Origin of the sequence: Providencia sp. PROV261 (assembly GCF_028477945.1) — a bacterium.
In the GTDB taxonomy this organism is placed as follows: domain Bacteria; phylum Pseudomonadota; class Gammaproteobacteria; order Enterobacterales; family Enterobacteriaceae; genus Providencia; species Providencia stuartii.
In genome coordinates this window covers 1-1,160 of sequence record NZ_JAMPMC010000104.1, presented here as the reverse complement: position 1 = coordinate 1,160, position 1,160 = coordinate 1, and the positions used below count along the sequence as shown (strand labels likewise).

General features: G+C 32.1%; 1 protein-coding gene. It reads right to left on the bottom strand.

All coding sequences use genetic code 11. The features are described from left to right. Positions 1-895 (bottom strand): hypothetical protein (locus PR675_RS20870; RefSeq protein ID WP_272582987.1); only part of this gene is annotated, 895 nt, incomplete at its 3' end. Between the last annotated feature and the right edge of the window lie 265 nt (positions 896-1,160).

The following is a 1,160-nucleotide window of genomic DNA, read 5'->3' as shown; positions in this document are numbered from 1 at the left end:
GGTCATCAATTATTTGATAATAAATTGATGGCATATTCTGCTTCCAGCCCACCATATCTGGGCGGTGATCAATCGCCATTGGTGTTTTTAATAGTGGATGATCAATAATGGGTGTTGTCAACCCATGGCGAGCACGGAAATTTTTTACGGCTTGGTATTCAAACGGCCACGCTAATAAAATTTCCATGTCTATTTCATAGCCTGTTGAGCTTTGTTCATTCTCATTATCTGCAAATAATGCAGACCATTCGATATGCTTGTCACATAAAGTAATAAGCCATTGAGCGACAACATCGTGATTTTCATTATACAATGCTTCTTGGCAGAAACGTTGATAGAATGGGTCAATAGGAATTCCGGCGCTTTCCCAATCTATTGTTTGGTTTTTCTCGCTTGCCAGCATTTCAATGGCTAACACGCCTAATTTTTGAGGACGGGTATACATTGGAAGGGATTTTGCCATTTTTCCCGATTGAATACTTTCAATGATTTTATCGTAGCAAAGATGTCCAACTCTAAAATCGTCACAAGCGAAATCCATTAATAAAATTTCGCCTTGCTCAGCAAGGTTAAAAAAGCATTTGTGTCTTTTATAGTTATCATAATAACCCAATATATAGTTTAAATTCTTATGATAAAAAAAACGTTCAAATGTGTAGAAAACTTTATTAACTTTTTTATACAACTGAAACATATATATCATTGCAATTGATGATGCATTAAAGTCCAAAATAGACATGTAATCAATATATTTATTCTCATTATTATCATGCATTACATCTTCAATGCTTTCAATAAAATCTTCATTTATAAGATCTTCAATGTCATTAACATCCCTAGTTGTTTGATTGACTCTTTTTTCTACATATTTAATTACATCATTTGCTCTGGTCATTTATTTAAACGCCTCAATTATATAGAAAGAACCGTATTTATTATTGCTTGACACATCCAATTTACCATCAATAGCAACCGTTAATTTAAAACCTGCAATATTACTCTTACTGATATCTTTTTTAATTTAAACTAACATTTTCCTTTGAGCTCTACTTAAATTATAATCATTATGTCCTTGAACAAAAGATATATTTACTAGACCAGTATGCTTACTTATATTTCCAATATAATCTTTTTGAGATTCACTTGGCTCACCACTTTTT